Annotated in this window: 15 protein-coding genes and 1 pseudogene; 4 read left to right on the plus strand and 12 right to left on the minus strand. The window is 61.4% G+C overall.

Going from position 1 to position 15,190, the window contains the following annotated elements; all coding sequences use genetic code 11:
* Window positions 1–30: 30 nt before the first annotated feature.
* Window positions 31–711, minus strand: coding sequence for a deoxyribose-phosphate aldolase (deoC, locus tag B2V21_RS01420; RefSeq protein WP_286915812.1), 681 nt, complete (start codon window positions 709–711; stop codon window positions 31–33).
* A 119-nt stretch (window positions 712–830) separates the two neighbouring features.
* Between deoC and deoR the strand changes: the two genes are divergently transcribed.
* Complete coding sequence (deoR, locus tag B2V21_RS01425; RefSeq protein ID WP_082223554.1) at window positions 831–1,601, plus strand: DNA-binding transcriptional repressor DeoR; 771 nt, start codon at window positions 831–833, stop codon at window positions 1,599–1,601.
* A 5-nt stretch (window positions 1,602–1,606) separates the two neighbouring features.
* Here the strand turns inward: deoR and B2V21_RS01430 are convergent, their stop codons facing one another.
* From B2V21_RS01430 to rbsK, 3 genes are read right to left on the minus strand one after another with little or no spacing between them, the layout of a single operon-like run.
* Window positions 1,607–2,674, minus strand: coding sequence for an aldose 1-epimerase family protein (locus tag B2V21_RS01430; RefSeq protein WP_286915813.1), 1,068 nt, complete (start codon window positions 2,672–2,674; stop codon window positions 1,607–1,609).
* A complete protein-coding gene (gene fucP / locus B2V21_RS01435; RefSeq protein WP_286915814.1) occupies window positions 2,671–4,002 on the minus strand; it encodes an L-fucose:H+ symporter permease in 1,332 nt (443 codons plus the stop codon). Before fucP ends, B2V21_RS01430 begins: the two co-directional genes overlap by 4 nt.
* A gap of 31 nt (window positions 4,003–4,033) precedes the next feature.
* Window positions 4,034–4,960, minus strand: coding sequence for a ribokinase (gene rbsK / locus B2V21_RS01440; protein WP_286915815.1), 927 nt, complete (start codon window positions 4,958–4,960; stop codon window positions 4,034–4,036).
* Between the two features lie 335 nt (window positions 4,961–5,295).
* Between rbsK and B2V21_RS01445 the strand changes: the two are divergent.
* A pseudogene (locus B2V21_RS01445) lies at window positions 5,296–7,274 on the plus strand (methyl-accepting chemotaxis protein).
* A 56-nt stretch (window positions 7,275–7,330) separates the two neighbouring features.
* Here B2V21_RS01445 and B2V21_RS01450 read toward each other — a convergent pair.
* The 8 genes from B2V21_RS01450 to B2V21_RS01485 all read right to left on the minus strand — a co-directional run bounded on the left by B2V21_RS01450 (window position 7,331) and on the right by B2V21_RS01485 (window position 12,419).
* Complete coding sequence (locus B2V21_RS01450) at window positions 7,331–7,978, minus strand: FMN-dependent NADH-azoreductase (RefSeq protein WP_286915816.1); 648 nt, start codon at window positions 7,976–7,978, stop codon at window positions 7,331–7,333.
* Window positions 7,979–8,044: 66 nt separating this feature from the next.
* Complete coding sequence (locus B2V21_RS01455) at window positions 8,045–9,229, minus strand: DUF2252 domain-containing protein (protein WP_049859245.1); 1,185 nt, start codon at window positions 9,227–9,229, stop codon at window positions 8,045–8,047.
* 72 nt (window positions 9,230–9,301) lie between these two features.
* Window positions 9,302–9,529 (minus strand): hypothetical protein, encoded by a 228-nt coding sequence (locus B2V21_RS01460; RefSeq protein WP_376787085.1) that lies wholly within the window; start codon window positions 9,527–9,529, stop codon window positions 9,302–9,304.
* A 2-nt stretch (window positions 9,530–9,531) separates the two neighbouring features.
* Window positions 9,532–10,002, minus strand: a complete 471-nt coding sequence (locus B2V21_RS01465) for a helix-turn-helix domain-containing protein (RefSeq protein WP_286915817.1) — start codon at window positions 10,000–10,002, stop codon at window positions 9,532–9,534.
* The gene (locus B2V21_RS01470) at window positions 9,999–10,331 is read right to left on the minus strand and encodes a type II toxin-antitoxin system HigB family toxin (protein WP_082223585.1); all 333 of its coding nucleotides are present in this window, start codon (window positions 10,329–10,331) and stop codon (window positions 9,999–10,001) included. The genes B2V21_RS01465 and B2V21_RS01470 overlap by 4 nt, the downstream gene beginning before the upstream one ends.
* Window positions 10,332–10,447: 116 nt before the next feature.
* On the minus strand, window positions 10,448–10,906 hold the full coding sequence (locus B2V21_RS01475) for a thiol-disulfide oxidoreductase DCC family protein (protein WP_286915818.1): 459 nt from the start codon (window positions 10,904–10,906) through the stop codon (window positions 10,448–10,450).
* A gap of 378 nt (window positions 10,907–11,284) precedes the next feature.
* Window positions 11,285–11,617: a hypothetical protein gene (locus B2V21_RS01480; RefSeq protein ID WP_056843440.1), complete on the minus strand. Its 333-nt coding sequence runs from the start codon at window positions 11,615–11,617 to the stop codon at window positions 11,285–11,287.
* Between the two features lie 55 nt (window positions 11,618–11,672).
* A complete protein-coding gene (locus tag B2V21_RS01485; protein ID WP_286915819.1) occupies window positions 11,673–12,419 on the minus strand; it encodes a phosphatase PAP2 family protein in 747 nt (248 codons plus the stop codon).
* 349 nt (window positions 12,420–12,768) lie between these two features.
* Between B2V21_RS01485 and B2V21_RS01490 the strand changes: the two genes are divergently transcribed.
* Together B2V21_RS01490 and B2V21_RS01495 are read left to right on the plus strand one after the other, a co-directional pair.
* A complete protein-coding gene (locus tag B2V21_RS01490; protein WP_286915820.1) occupies window positions 12,769–14,436 on the plus strand; it encodes a phosphoethanolamine transferase in 1,668 nt (555 codons plus the stop codon).
* 48 nt (window positions 14,437–14,484) lie between these two features.
* Window positions 14,485–15,189: a response regulator transcription factor gene (locus B2V21_RS01495; protein ID WP_286915821.1), complete on the plus strand. Its 705-nt coding sequence runs from the start codon at window positions 14,485–14,487 to the stop codon at window positions 15,187–15,189.
* Window position 15,190: the final 1 nt, after the last annotated feature.

Here is a 15,190-nt window from a genome sequence, read left to right on the forward strand (position 1 = left end):
GTGAAAAACATTCCTCAATCGCACGTGGACTCAGTAGCCGCTACCTGCCTGGCCGCCGGTGACGATGGCGATTCCCGAGCTGGTGCCCAGACGGGTGGCGCCGGCCTGGATCATCGCCCGGGCGGTGGCGACGTCACGCACGCCGCCCGACGCCTTGACGCCGATGTCCGGGCCAACCACCCGGCGCATCAGGGCGACGTCTTCGAGCGTGGCGCCGCTGCGGCTGAAACCCGTGGAGGTTTTCACGAACGCCACACCCAGCTCGCGACAGATCTCGCAGGCGCGCACCTTCTGCGCATCGTCGAGCAGGCAGGTTTCCAGGATCACCTTGAGCGGTACCTCGCCGCAGGCCTGCAGCACCGCAGCGATATCGTCCCGGACGTCGATGTACAGCCCTTCCCTGAGCCAACCGATGTTCAACACCATGTCGATTTCCTGTGCGCCGGCGGCGATGGTCAGCACGGTTTCCGCTGCCTTGGCGGCGCTCAGGCCGGCACCCAGCGGGAAGCCCACCACGGCGCAGACCTTGACGGCGGATCCCGCCAGATGCCGGGCCGCGACGGGCACCTGGCTGGAATTCACGCACACGGAGTAGAAACCGTGCTCACGGGCCTCCGCGCAAAGCGTGGCAATCTGTTCGCGGCTGGCATCGGCCGCCAGCAAGGTGTGATCGATGGTCTGCGCCAGTGCGGTGGGGTCGAGTGAAGTCATGAAGCGATTCCTGTCATCAATGGAAACACGGGGCCTTGGCCCACACGTTATAAAATTAACAATTGGTGTTACTTTGTTCGCGGTATCAACCGTATCTACCTCACCAACGGATTGCCTGGATGCCCGTGGACGTCAAGAAAACCAACCGAATCAAACAGATCCAACAGGTCCTGCAAGACCAGAAAGCCGTGCATCTGCGCGAGATGGCGGCCTTGCTCGACGTGTCCGAAATGACCCTGCGCCGCGACCTGAGTCGGCATCCGGAACAGTTGCGGCTGCTGGGCGGCTACATCACGCGCGCCCACGACGACCCTGAGCCGGGGGATTACCGGGTCAGCGAGCAGGACACCCGTCATGTCGAGGAAAAGCGCCGGATCGGCAAGCTGGCGGCCGCCTTCATTCAGCCGGGCGACACGGTGTTCTTCGATTGCGGTACGACGGTGCCCTTCGTGGTCGACTTCATTCCCGACGATCTCGAGTTCACTGCGGTGTGCAACTCGCTGAACGTGCTGCTCAAGCTGCAGCAGAAAACCCGTTGCAACATCGTCCTGTGCGGTGGCGTTTTCCACCGCAAGAACCAGGTGTTCGAGAGCCAGGCCGAAGCCAGCATTCTCGACAGCGTACGGCTCACCTGGGCATTCGTTTCCGCGGCCGGTGTCAGCCTGGAGTGCGGCGTCACCTGCTTCAACTTCCACGAGGTGGAGGTCAAGCAGAAGGTCATGCGTCAGGCGCGGCAGTGCCTGCTGCTGGCCGATCACTCCAAGTTCGACGCCGTGCGCACGGCGCATTTCGGCGCGTTGAGCGACTTCCAGTGTGTGGTCAGCGACAAGAAAATCCCCCGCGCCTACCGCGAGGCCATCCAGGCCGGCGGTGCTCAACTGGTGGTGTAGACAGGTCACGTCGGCAACGCTCGCCGTTCCGTGGCGCTGAGAAAACCGGTGCGCACGCTGAACTCGGCGCGCGCACCGGGCGCCAGGCTGCGCACGTTGCCCTTGGCCAGTTCGGCGCGGTAACCCTCCGGTTCGCAGGTGGCGGGCAAGACGAACGCGGCAACCTGTTGATCCGCGTTGTGCAGGATCCAGCGCGCGGCATGCTCGAACTGCTGCGGGCTGTAGCGGGTGTAGAAGGCCGCGCCGTCGGGGTGCTCCAGAAAGAAATGCGCCTGCCCCTCGGCATCGCTGCGCACTTCATCGAAGAAGCAGACGATTTCCGGGTCGTACAGGGCAGGGGAGTCGAGCACTTCCAGGGCTTGCGGATCCTGGCTCAGCTGCGCCATGTAATCGCTCCAGGCTGGCGTCGGCCGTACGTGGGCCGGCACGCTGCTGCGCACCCGGGTGCGCTCGCAGCCCAGCGGCTGGCTCAGCCGCGCGCCTTCGACATAGGCGTAGTTCATGTGCGCCATGTACATCAGGTCCATGGCCTTGCCCGCCAGGTTGAGCACTTCCATGCCGATCTCGAATACGCCACTGGCCGGGCGCAGGGTGACGCTGGGACTGGCCCGGTAGTGGTCGCCGAATCCCTGCACATACTCGCAGGTACCGCCCAGGCGCAGGTAGGCGCCATGCTCGTCCTCACCGCTTTCCAGCCAGGCCTCGTCCATCGGCGCGCAGGGCATCTCGCCGTGTAGCGCGTGGGTGTCTTCCGGGCCTGGGCAACCGTTGCGCAGCAGGCCGCTGTGGAACATGAAGCAGCCATAGGTGCCGATGATGCTGTTGCTGGGGCGGGGCTGGCTGAACATGTTGCGCATGGTCAGGTCGTGGCCATCGAACTCGGCCGACCAGATCATCTGACCCTGCCAGGGCAGTATCACCAGCTTGCCGCGGCTGTTCTCCAGCGACAGTGCCTTGACCCCGCTGGGGTAGGTCCAGGCGTGTACGGTGAACTGACGCGACTCGAGCAGGGTTCGACGGGTGCTGTCCCACAGTTGCGGGTACAGCGGCAGGCGCAGGCATTCGGCACTCATTGCGCCACCGCCGCGGCTGAGCCGGTCAGGGCCGGTTGTGGCTGGCGCATGCAGCGCACCGCGTACAGCACGATCGCCACGAAGCACAGCAGCGGCACCGTATAGGCGATCTGCATGTTGCCGTTGTTGGCGTCGCTGAGCAGGCCTTGGAAGATTGGGATCACGCCACCGCCGACGATGCTCATCACCAGCAGCGAACCACCGACACCCGTGTCTTCGCCGAGCCCGTCGATGGTCAGGCCGTAGATGGTCGGCCAGCAAGGACCGAGAAAGACGCTGACACCCACGGCTGCGTACACCGCGGTGATGTTGGGTACGAAGATGGTGTAGGCCAGCAACAGGATGCACAGCACGCCGTACAGAGCCAGCACCTTGGCGGGGTGCAGCTTGCGCATCAGCACGTTGGCAATCATCTTGCCGACGAAGTAGGCGGCAAAGGTGATCAACAGAAACCAAGAGGCACTGCGTTCGTTCATGCCACCCATCTGCATGGCCAGGCGAATGGTGAAGCTCCAGACGCCCACCTGAGCGCCGACGTAGAGGAACTGCGCCAGCACGCCGAAACAGAAGCGCGGGTTGCGGCGCAGGCGTCCCAGGCTTTCACCCAGGCTGGCCCGGGGTTCGCTGCCGGTGCGGTTGCCCTTGCAGGCGGGAAAGCGGGTGATGGCGATCAGGATGAACATCAGAATGAGCACCGCGATCATCCATTTGTACGGCAGCAAGGTCGACTGGATCATCTGCAACTGCTGCACGGCCGCTTCGCTGGCACTCATCTGCGCCAGTTGCTCGTGGCTGGCGTCGGTGTCCTTGAACATCACGAAGCTGCCGACGTACACCCCGGTCATGGCCCCGAACGGGTGAAAGGTCTGGGAAATGTTCAAGCGCCGCGTGCCGGTTTCCCGCGGACCCATCAGGGTCGAATAGGTGTTGCAGGCGGTCTCGAGAAACGACAGGCCGGCGGCGATGACGAACAGGGCGATCAGAAACATGCCGTACTTGGCGGTGGACGCGGCAGGGAAGAACAGCGCGCAGCCGAACAGGTACAGCATCAGGCCGACCAGGATCGTGGTCTTGTAGCTGAAGCGGCGCACCACCAGGGCTGCCGGTATGGCGACGAAGAAGTAGCCCAGATAGAACGCCGACTGGACGAAGGCCGACTGGAAGTCGCTGAGCAGGAAGGCCTTCTTGAAGTGGGCGATCAGCACGTCGTTCATGCCGGCCGCAGCGGCCCACAGGGCGAAGATCAGACACAGCAGGATGAAGGCGAACCATGGCGTGCGGTTCAGGTAGAACCCGTCCGGGGTTTGTTGCAGCGCAGGTTTGTTCATTATTGTTCTCCGCGAGAGTGCTGGTGAGGTGTCAGCGAGCCGATGCATCCAGAAAGCGTGCAAACGTTTCTGCATCCGGGTAGGAAGACTGCGTGCCGAGGCCGGTGACCGAGCAGGCCGAGTAGGCCACCGCTTGTTGCATCGCCTGATGGATATCGGCGTCCTGGCTCCAATGCCTTGCGAAGCAGCCGATGAAGGCGTCGCCCGCGCCACTGGTGTCGCGCGCCTCGACCCTGACGCCCGGGACCTGCCACTCGCCTTCGGCGCCGACGTACAGGGCGCCTTGTTCACCCAAGGTAACGATGACGTGGCGTACACCCTTGGCCACCAGGGTTCGCGCGGCATGCGCCGCTTCGTCGGTAGAGTTCACCGGCAGCCCGCTGATGAGCGCCAGTTCGCTTTCGTTGGGAATCAGGAAGTCCAGCAGCGCCAGGTGGTCGTTGCTCAGGCCGGCCAGGGCAGGGGCGGGGTTGAGCAACACTGGAATGGCGTGGCGTCGAGCGAACTCGATGGCGTGGTACACACTCGCCAGTTCGATTTCCAGTTGCAGCACAATCAGGGCGCAATCACGCAATTGCGCCTCGGCGCGATCGATGTCGGCCGGGTGCAGATGGGCATTGGCGCCTTTGACGATCAGGATGCTGTTATGGGAGTTCTCCTGAACGAAGATCGGCGCCACGCCGCTGGACACGCCCGGTACCCGCTCGACGAAGCGCGAGTCGATGCCCAGACGCTGGAAATTGGCCAAGGTGGTATCGGCGAAGTTGTCGTCGCCGACCTTGCTCAGCATCAGGACGTCGGCACCCAGCAAGGCCGCCGCCGCGGCCTGGTTGGCCCCCTTGCCGCCGCAGCCCATGGCGAAACGCGGTGCTTCGAGGGTTTCGCCCTGGGCGGGCATGCGCTCGATGTAGGTGATCAGGTCGACCATGTTGCTGCCGATGACTGCGATCTTGCTCATTGTTGTTGTGACCTCGCCAGCGCCGACGGACCCACCGTCGGCTGTTATTTATGTTATTTAAATAACATTTTCTGTGAGTATTCAATCTTTATTTTTTCGATCCCCACAGTGATATCGCCGCGACATTACTCAGGTCATGAAGTTCAAAACCTGTACAAATAAAGATATTTGTACAAATCCTCGTAAAGTTATCCGAAACCCAACCGATACGGACGTTTGAGCACAGAACACCTGTGCTCGGCCAAGGGGCCGGACAGAGCCCCGGCGTCCGAGAAATGGACCGTTCTCACTCACGATTAACCACTAACCGTCCCATTCCGGGCTGTGAGAACCCTATGAACCTCCTTGCTCCTGCCGTAACGCTCGCCAACCGATTACGCTTCAAGACCAAATTCGCGGTGCTCGCCATCATCGTTCTGGTTCCGCTGCTCCTGCTCGGTACCCGCTTCATCGTTCAGCTCAATGACAGCCTGGCGGTCATACGCTCGGAGCAGACCGGCCAGCGCTACCTGCTGGATGTGACGCCGATCCTGCGCCTGTCCATGATGCAGCGCGCGTTGACCAACCGCCTGCTCAGCGGCGATCAGACCGCACAGGCCGATGTGCTGACCAATCAGGCAAAGATCGAAGACGCCTTCTCGAAACTGGCCACCACTGACCGCCAGTTCAACGACGCTCTGCAGACCGGCGATCGCGTGGAACGCCTGCATGCCTCGGCCACGCGCTTGATGTCGCTGGCCAAGCCCGGCGTCGATCCTGGGGGCATGTTCGATCAATGGAACGACCAACTGATCGAGACCCTGAATTTCGTCTACTACGTCTCCGCGACGTCGGGCATGGTGCTGGATGAGGATTACGCATCGCTGTTCATGATCGACCTGAGCACGCTGCGTCTGCCCCGCCAGATCAACATCGTCGGGCAACTGCGCGGGTTGGCCAGCGGGCTGCGTGAGGGGCAGCCGTTGAGCCCGGCGACGCGGGGCGTGATCAAGTCGATGCTCAAGACCGAATTGCTGATCCACAAGGAGCTTCAGCAAAGCCTGGATCTGCTGCGTCGCCGAGAGCCGGCCCTGGCCGATCGCATTCAGGCACCTATCGACAGTGCGTTCATGAGCCTGACCGGCTTCCGTGCGGACCTGGAAGCGGTCACGTCCTCCACCAGTGACACGCTGGTCAACGTGCAGAACGTGCCCGCCAAAGGCAACGCGGTCGTGGCCGAACTGTACAAGGCGCAGGACACGCTGCAGGAAGAACTGCTCAACCGCCTGGCCCAGCGGGCTCAGGAAAAGACCTCGGAGCGGCTGTTCATTCTTGGCATGTTCGCCGTCGTCGGCCTGCTGCTGGTGTACGTGTTCTGCGGTATCTACAGTGCCATGCGCCGCAGCATCGAGGATGTGCTGCAGGCCACCCGGCTTATCGGCCAAGGTGACTTGAGCGCACGCGTCCAGGTGCGTGGCAAGGACGAAATGGCCGACGTGGGCAACAGCCTGAACCACATGGTGCAGGCCTTCGGCAGCTCGCTGACCCAGGTCGAGCGCAGCTCGCAGTCGGTTTCCGATGCCGCCGCGCGCATGGGCGTTTCCATCGATCGGGCCAAGCAATCGATGAACACTCAGCAAAGCGAGACCGAACAGGTCGCCACGGCCATCAACGAGATGACCACCAGCGTGGCCGACGTGGCACAGAACACCGAAGGGGCGGCCCACGCTGCCGAACAGGCCAGTCAGTCGTCCCAGGCCGGGTTGGCGAAGATGCATGAAACCAAAGTCACCATCGAGGCCCTGGCCGATGAGGTGGAGCGCAGCGCGCAGAAGGTCTCGGCGCTTGCCCAGCACAGCCAGCAGATCGGCGGCGTGATCGAGGTTATCCGCAACATCGCCGACCAGACCAACCTGNNCGTGGCTTTGCGGTGGTCGCCGACGAGGTGCGGACCCTGGCTTCACGCACGCAGAACTCCACCGAAGAAATCCGCCGGATCATTCAGGAATTGCAATCGGCCACCTCTGCGGCCGTCGAGCAGATGAAGGCCGGCAAGCAGCGTGCCCAGGAATGTTTGCAGTCGGCCGATGCCGCCTCGACCAGCCTGGATGCCATCAGCGATGGCGTCGAACAGATCGTCGGCATGAACACTCAGATAGCCAGCGCGGCGGTGCAGCAACACGCGGTGTCCGAGGACATCAACCGCAACGTGACCCAGATCCGCAATGGCAGCCTGGCGCTCATGGAAGGTATCGAAGACAACGCCGTGACGGCGGAAGAACTCACCTTGCTGGCGACCGAGCTGCGCACGGTGGTCTCGCGGTTCAAGGTGTAAGGAGGGGAGGTGAGCGGTGCCGATCCGCGCCAACCGGCGGATCGGCATACCGAAGTCTAGTGCGATGGGCCGCTTGAGGACGTCAGTGTCGTGGCCAGCTTAGCAGCTGCATCCAGGGCGGCGTTGAAGTTGGCCTCGGCGGTTGCGGCATCGCCGAGGGTGCCTTCCGATTCGACGGTATCGATGGCCGGAATCCCTACCATGCGGGCCCAGGTTCGCAGAAAGGCCACCTGATGGTCGAAGTCTTCGGTCGGGTAATCCTCGCCAAGCGCCACCCCGCGGGTGGCCAGCACCACCACTTTCTTGCCCTTGAGCAGGCCGACCATGCCCTTGTCGTCGAAGTCGAACAGCACGCCACGCTGCGACACCGAGTCGATCAGGTGCTTGAGGCGGTAGGGCACACCAAAGTTCCACATCGGCACGCTGAACACGATCACATCAGCGCGGTGAAAACGCTCGCCCAAGGCATGTATCTGCTTCCAGACGGCCGCCTGCTCGGCGGTCATTTCCACACCCTCCAGGTCCGCGTATTTGGCTTTCAACGCGGGGCCGTCGAACGGCAACAGGTCGGTGGTCCAGACATCCAGTTCGTCGACGGTCGTGTCGGGCTCAACCGAAGCAGCCGTTTCGAGATAGCGATCGGCCAGTTTCAGGGAGGCCGAACGCTCCCCGCGAGGAGAGCTGGCAATGTGAAGAATATGCATACACGGGGTTCCTGAGTGAGGGGCTGCGCAAGGTTTCAATTTAGTCCTCGACGCAAGCGCCGATGTTCAATTCTGCAGCGCGTAGCGGCGACAGTGTTCCAGATAGCCTTGTTCGTGGCTGCCTACCAGATGCACCACGCTGGACCAAAGCCAGGAAGGCGCATCCAGGGTGTTGGAGCGGTTGGTTTGCAGCTCGCGGATCCAGGCGGCTCTGGTCGAAAGGTCCATCTGCCGGGCGTGTGCCGTACCGACCACGCTGGCCAGGTAACTGGCCGCACGCATGGCTTCGGTTTCGCTCAACTGATCAAGCTCGAGCTTCATGTCCTGAGGCAGCAGTTCGCGAATGAAGAAGCCATGGTCGAGCATGCGCGTGGCCAGCATGCGATTGCCCAGACCGGGGGACAGGTGCCGGGCACCTTCGACCACGCGCTTGCCGTTGTCCCGTGGCATGCCTGCGCGAACGGTGCGCGGCGCTGCGGCCGCCACGGCTTCCTTGATGTCGAGCAGGCACAACTCCTGATCGTCATCGTCGCCCACGCCCAGCAGCACGGCGTAGCGCTTGAGCCCAAGAGAGCTGCAACCCTTGACCCAGTAAGCCGAGTCCAGCAGTTCGACACTGTCGCTGCCCGATCGCCCTTTCAACGACGTGACCAAGGCATGAATCTCATCGGTGGCGCACAGCGTTTTGATGGCGCTGCGCTCGGTCTTGGACAAGGCCCAGAAATGCTTGCCCAATGGAATCGTCGGGCGCATATCCTCGATGCGTTCCTGAGCCAGGTGCTTCCAGGTCCGCTGCACGGCGCTGCGCATGCCGGCCTTCACCTGGGCGGGGCGTTGCGGTTCTTCGTCGTGGTTGTTCTCGAAGGCCTGTTCATAACCCACCATCATTTCTTCCAGCATGCGCGCCGTGGCCACGCCCGGCAGGTCCGAGCCGCGTGCGGCGGTCGCCAGCGACAGGCCCAGCCGCACCAGATCGTGCACCGGGTTGCCGATGACGGTCTGGTCCAGATCGCGGATGTGGATATCGATACGGCCCTTCGAATCCCCGGTAGGGCCGAGGTTGCCGGCATGGCAGTCGCCGCAGATCCACACCGGCGGACCACTGGGCAAGCGTCGGCCCGATTGCGACTGCAGCCAGTCATAGAATTGCACCGTGCTGCCCCGCACATAGGCATGGGCGGATCGCGCCATCTTCAAGTTACGCAGTTGCTCGAGCGGTTCCAAACGTGCGGCAGGACGGGGCGTCTTCATGGATTAGTCTTTGAGAGAAAGACGTTGGAGTAGGGAGATGCGCCGCGTGTTTCAAAATGTTTCTGTGTTTTTTCAGGAAAGTGAATGTGTCACTTGCTTGCATCTGAGCTCGCAGCAGGGGCCCACGATGCACTGCCTGCCCAGGTAAACGCCATCACGCAGGTACGCACCCGCGGCGACGAAGGCTTCTTCACCGATGATGATCGCGCCGTTGAGTACAGCGCCTTCTTCCACCACTGCGCTTTCGTGAACGGCGCAGTTTCCGTGACGCCGATAGTCTTCGCCGAAACGATCGAGCAACGTCAGGACCGCTCTTGCTTCTCCAAAAAAACATCCGGTTTGGTGCTGAACCGCTCGGCCAGCGCATAGGCCATCTTGTGGCTGATCGGACGCGTGCCCGAAAGCACTTTGGAGACTACGTGCCTGTCTCCAATTTCAGGCAAGTCCGAACCGGTGAGCCCAAGCACGTCCATGAAGTCACGTAGGAGCTGCACGGGCGTGACGGCGGATGTCAGGTTCGCATTGATAGCCGCGAAGTGTTCGGATTCGCGCTCATATAGCTCAATGGCCTCCTCAAGCTCGATCAGAACTTGTGTCTCGTACTTGTTAAGGGGGTGGCCATCGGTCAGCTCGTCCAGCAGAACAGACGCACGTTGGTACTCGTCAGGCGTATGGATTCCGCCAACGAAAGACTCACGAAGTTGCTCGACCAGCCGCTGAAGGCTCTCCAGAGCAGCGCGAATAGCTTGCGAGTTTTCAAGCGCAGCGGTCATGGCCTCACTCCTTGACTGTTTCTGGCATACCATTGGTTTGCAGCGTCGTATTCCGCATGTGTATAGATATGTTTTACGTACAACTTCTTCCGTTCGTAGTTTATGCCCGCGATCAGCCTTAACTTGTTACCGCCAATATCAATCACAACCCATCCTGCACCAGAACGAGGTTTGAACAGATCGAGCCTGCTGCCGAAGGCATTGCTCAAGTCGTTGTAGCTTTCAGGTTCGATAGCGCACAGCACTCGATAGCACGTCCGGAGTGCGTTGGCGCACGTTGGATGCCTTCGACAGGCTTCATCGAACCGATCCTTCTTGAGTACGTCCACGAGCATTCCTTGCGTTGTAGTCCATCATACGCATGTTGTCAATTTTGGCAACATGCGACGATTTGATGGGTTCGTTTGCCATGCGACACATGGCGTGAAAGCGACTGCCTTGGCGCTCACCGAGGCTCAGAAGGCGGCTGCTTGCGCGCCGCACGATCCGTATCGGGAAGCGCACAGCTGTCGCTACGGCAGCGCGCGCTGCCGTCGGGGTGGGGCAGCCATGCCAGGTGCGGGCGCCAGCGGCAGAACAGGCGATAGCCCACGTTCAACAGCGGCCGGGCCCAGCGCCACGACAACGGCGCCGCCCAGATGCCAAGGCCTGCGGCTCGCCAGCTCCAGAGTGTGGCGTCCAGGCCGGTGACCCATGTTCCGTCGGCAAAGCGGGCATGCAGCAACGACTCCATATGCGCACGGGTAAACCCCAGGGATGGGGCATCGAAGGCCGGATCGCTGATGTCGACGAAACGCAGGCGATCGGGTGAGGCGCGAGCGCTCAGGACCTTGATCTCGTGAGCGCACAGGGGGCAGTCACCGTCGAAGTAGAGTGTCAGCGGCCAGTGGGTGTTCTCGTGCATCGATGAGCGTTCCGTGTGGGTATTGGCAAGCGGCGCCTGAAAACAGGGCAATGTTCTTCACGCTACATAGACACCACGTTCAGCCATTCACGCCATTTTTAACGCAGTTGCTGCCTTGCGGCGAGCTCAACGACACAGCATATCTTTCGGCTTGTTGCAGAATTGGGATCTCGCATAATGGAAGGACTGTTGGCGGGTGGATACGGAGGTCACGCGAACCGTGGCAGTCGCCGCGTGCGCCAATCGGTATGTTGCTTGCTCATCTGCGCTATCACTACGACGGCGCCGCCGCGTATTCGTCTGGCCCGCGCAACGCTGATCGTCGATGCGGAGCATCCGAACGATAGTCGCGAAGTGACGGCAATCTAACCGATCTGCCTAGTCACGCGACGTACGACCCAAGGCCTTGCCCATGTCTTGATCCCGGGCATGCCGCCAGTCGCGGTCGGCCTTGCTGTCGGTACCGATGCGGCGCTGGAAATCGCTGGCGACGCTGGCCTGACACTGGCGAAAGCCGTCGTCCCAGCCGGTGGCGTACTGGCGATCCGCGAGGTAGGTGGGGACGTTCTTGCGAAATTCCCCCAGCGCCTGCGCCGCGTTGCGGCCACTGCTGCAGCCGTCCTCGAAGCCGTTGGCGAACGGCGCGGGGTAGCCTTCGGCCAACAGCCGCTCGCGTGTCGTCTGGCACGCGCTGAGCAGGGCGGCAGCCATTGCCAGAGCCAGCAGCAGGCTCGCCTGTTTGAACGGCTGGCGTCTGGCACTCATTTCAGCGATCTCCGGTGACCATCGTGGCCTGGCTGCGGGTGATCCGGGACGCCGCAGGCCGATACAGAATCCAGCGGTAACACAGCACGCAGATCATCCAATCGATCAGCAGGGTCCAGATGTTGTGGGAGAGGAAATGGGCGCCCTGCGCCATGCGGCCCAGGGAAAAGATCGCCCCCAATCCCAGCGCCACGGCAAGGGCGATTCGCGCAGTGCGTGGGCGGCGGTCGCGCCAGAAGAAGAACAGCGCGAGCAGCGAGAAGCCGCTCGACGCATGACCGCCCGGCCAGCACAAACCGGGTTTTTCGGTTTCGGCGCGTGGGCTGAGCAGGGGCGTGTAGGTTTCCTGGCCGCCGAACTCCTTCAAGCTCCACGGACAATGCACGGCGGTGAGCACCTTGAGTGGCATCACCACCGCAGTCGTCAGGGCCATCGACAGCACCACGTAGCCCAAAGGCCGGCGCCATTGCCGCCACTTCGGGCTGCACAGACTGACGATGAATCCGGCCAGCGCCAGTACGGCGAAGGCGATCACGGCCTGTTTGGCGCGGTCGTGCAGGATGTTTTCCAGCCAGTAACTTTGCCGCCCGATGAAGCCGCTGCCGGGTACGTAGAACACTTGTGCAAGCGCAAAGTCCAGTGCCGGCGGATACAGCCAGAGCATCACTGCCATGAGGGCGAGTGGCACACCCAGGGCGAAACGAAAGTCAAAAGGCCGGGACGCACGGGAAGGTATTTCGATAGCCATGAACGGCTCCGATCGGTGGGTAGACAATCAATGAGGGCGGTAGGCACGAAGTCTCGCAAGCGTTGCTCAGCCAAAGGTTCTGCCTGCAGCGTGCTGTGCTGGCGACGATAGATTTCCGGCCTTCAGTGATGGGTGAAGAAGATGTGAAAAATGCGTTAGGTGGGCAGCGTTCAGCAGATGACTGCGACTGATGATCAATGCGCGGGAGATGCACACTTCGGGTTCTTTTCCAGCAAGCTTTTCCTCGCAAATCTTTCACGAAAGTTTGAGTTATTCGAGATTACAGTCCGCGCTGTCGATACCCGGCGCACTGCGCACGGCCCGCCTATCTGCCTGACAGTAGACTCGCATGTTCAAGATAAAACCTGTTCGTCCGGAATTAGTCACACTGGCTGCAAGCCTGTTTCTATTGATTGCTTTCAACACACCACTTTGGCAACACCTGGCGTCCATCACGGGCGGCGAGGGCGCAGGTACGCAACTGGCCTGGGCGTTTGGGATGTTGCTGTTGTGCGTCTTCAACTTCGTGTTGACGATGCTGGCCTTTCCCAAGCTGTTGAAACCGCTGCTGATGGTGTTGTTTCTGGTCAGCGCCTGTGTGGCGTATTTCATGGGGCAGTACGGAATCGTGGTCGACGCGGGCATGTTCCGCAATCTTGTCGAAACCAACGTGACCGAAGTGGAAGGCCTACTGTCGCCCCTGCTGTGGGTCTACCTGCTGGCGCTGGGCGTGCTGCCGTGTGTGCTGTTGTGGAAGACACCTATTGCGTATCGCAAACCCCATCGCGAGCTGCTCCACAAAGTGCTCATCGGCACCGGCTGTGCGGGCATCATCACCGGCGTCGCATTGCTGGACTATCAGGGGCTGTCGTCACTGTTGCGCAATCACCACGAGTTGCGCCTGATGGTGGTGCCCAGCAACTACATCGGCGCCTCGATCGGTTATGCCCGCGAGCAGGTGTCGACCGTCGAGCATCCTTTCGTGCCCTTGGGTGAGGATGCGATGCGTGCGGTGAACGTGGGCAACCACCCCACCAAATCATTGACCGTACTGGTGGTGGGCGAAAGTGCCCGGGCCGATAACTTCGGCATCCTCGGCTATGGGCGCGATACCACACCGCAACTGGCCGCTGAGCAGGGTCTGGTGTCGTTCACCGACGTGCATTCCTGCGGCACCGAAACCGCTGTGTCGGTGCCCTGCATGTTTTCCAACATGGGCCGCAAGCAGTACAAACCAGCCGTCGCGAAAAACCAGGAAGGGTTGCTGGACGTGCTCAAGCGTGCCGGCCTGGACGTGGTGTGGTGGGATAACCAGTCCGGCTGCAAGGGCACCTGCGACCGGGTCACCCAGCTGGATGTCAGCCACGGCAAGGACCCGGCTCTGTGCGCAGACAGCGAGTGCAGGGACGAAATCCTGCTGCAGGGTTTGCAGGCCTTCATCGATCACCTTTCCAACGATACCGTGTTGGTCCTGCACCAGATGGGCAGTCACGGGCCTGAATATTTCAAGCGCTATCCGCAAGCCTTCGAGCACTTCACTCCGGTGTGCAAGAGCAACGCGCTGGACGCCTGCAGCCGGGAGAGTATCGTCAATGCCTACGATAATACCGTGCTGTACACCGATCACGTTCTGGCGCGGCTGATCGATACCCTGCGCAACAACCAGGACCGTGTGGCCACCGCCATGATCTATCTCTCCGATCACGGCGAGTCTCTTGGCGAGTACAACGTGTTCCTGCACGGCACGCCCTACATGTTGGCACCTGACCAGCAGAAACACGTCCCACTGCTGGTATGGTTCTCCGACAGTTATCAACGTGCGCTTGCCGTCGACAGTCATTGTTTGCAGCGCACACGCAACGATCCGCTGAGTCAGGACAATCTCTTTCACTCGATGCTAGGCTTGTTGAATGTCCAGACGCGGGTCTACAACAGCGCGCTGGACATGTTTGCCGGCTGCAGAGGGGTGAGCGGCAATGCGCTGGTGGCCACGAAACAAATGCCGGTCCAGCGTTGAGTGGGTAGTTGTGTTTCGTACTCGTGCCTTACATAAAAAGAGAGTCCCATGCGCATACTGGTCATCGAAGATCATGCCGATATCCTCGCCAACGTCTCGGAATACTTCGTGCTCAAGGGGTGTGAAGTGACCGGTGCACTGGATGGCGTGACCGGGCTTCACCTGGCGATGACCGGCAATTATGACGCCATCATTCTCGATGTGATGCTGCCCGGCATGGACGGCAACCAGGTCTGTCACAAGCTGCGCTCGGTCTCCCGGCGGCACACGCCCATTCTGATGCTGACTGCCCGTGACGAGCTGGAGGACCGGCTGACGGGATTTCGCGTTGGCGCCGACGACTACATCGTCAAGCCGTTCGCCTTGTCCGAGCTGTTTGCCCGCGTCGAGACAGTGAGTCGACGTTCGGCCGGGATGAGGAAAAACGTGCTCGAAGTCCATGACCTGAGCTTCGATCTGGATTCACTGGAGGTAAAGCGGGCGGGCAGGTTGCTCAAGCTCAACCCCACCACCCTCGTGCTGCTGGAACTGTTGATGCGCAAGAGCCCCGCCATCGTGAAGCGCCGCGAGTTGGAACTGGCGCTGTGGGGTGAGGAAACGCCCGATTCGGACAGCCTGCGAACCGGCATCTACATGCTGCGCCGAACCATCGACAAATCGTTCGAGGTGCCGTTGCTGCATACCGTGCACAGCATGGGTTACAGGCTACAGGCACCGTCGGACGTGAGCCTGAGCATGGAGACGGAGCGATAGC

This window comes from Pseudomonas sp. UBA6276, from assembly GCF_002438365.1.
Lineage (GTDB): Bacteria > Pseudomonadota > Gammaproteobacteria > Pseudomonadales > Pseudomonadaceae > Aquipseudomonas > Aquipseudomonas coleopterorum.